Source organism: Pseudonocardia sp. SID8383 (genome assembly GCF_009864975.1).
Classification (GTDB): Bacteria; Actinomycetota; Actinomycetes; order Mycobacteriales; family Pseudonocardiaceae; genus Pseudonocardia; species Pseudonocardia alni.
This window is the reverse complement of record NZ_WWFY01000835.1, coordinates 1-265: the sequence shown is the minus strand read 5'-3', so window position 1 is coordinate 265 and position 265 is coordinate 1. Positions and strand designations below refer to the sequence as shown.

1 protein-coding gene is annotated in these 265 nt (G+C 75.8%); it reads right to left on the bottom strand.

Annotated elements, in window-relative coordinates; genetic code table 11:
• The coding region (locus tag GTW08_RS20005) for an arabinosyltransferase domain-containing protein (protein ID WP_161152376.1) at positions 1-265 on the bottom strand (265 nt) is incomplete at both ends.

Here is a 265-nt window from a genome sequence, read left to right as displayed (position 1 = left end):
GAGCGTCCCGAAGTAGTGGGTCCACTTCGACGGCGCCGGGGTGAGCAGCACGAACCCGAGTGCGAGGCCGGCCAGGGGGACCGGTGTCCACCGCAGACCGGGACCCCACCGGTGCGCGCCGCGCGCGACCAGCGGCAGCGCCGCGACCAGCATCGCGACGGCGAGCAGCACCGGCACCCGGCGGCCGAGGCCGCCCTGCTCGGTGCCGAACCCCAGTAGGTAGCTCCAGCGGCGCAGCTCCTGGAACCACGGTGTGGCCGGGCCG